The sequence below is a fragment of the Bradyrhizobium sp. Kon69 genome, from assembly GCF_055807515.1.
In genome coordinates this window covers 1-239 of record NZ_JBVVOS010000561.1, presented here as the reverse complement: position 1 = coordinate 239, position 239 = coordinate 1, and the positions used below count along the sequence as shown (strand labels likewise).

1 protein-coding gene is annotated in these 239 nt (G+C 62.8%); it reads left to right on the top strand.

The annotated features are described in order from the left end of the window. Positions 1-239: hypothetical protein (locus AC0L3U_RS40155; protein WP_473365235.1), on the top strand; the 239-nt coding region annotated here is incomplete at both ends.

The following is a 239-nucleotide window of genomic DNA, read 5'->3' as shown; positions in this document are numbered from 1 at the left end:
CCTCACCCATCGCCTGATAGATCCGGTCGATGTACAACGCAACCAGGAGGCGACGCGCCTCGTAGCCAGCTTCATGACTGCGCTGGCAGAACTGCCCGCGTTGATCGAGCAGCGCGATGCTGTACGCCCTGCACTCAAGAAAACCGCCCTGCAGGCCAGTGACGCCCTGGCCCAATTCGCCAGCGACCTGCCCGACCAGAATGACGAAAAGGCGCTCGACGCCATTGAACACCTGCGCC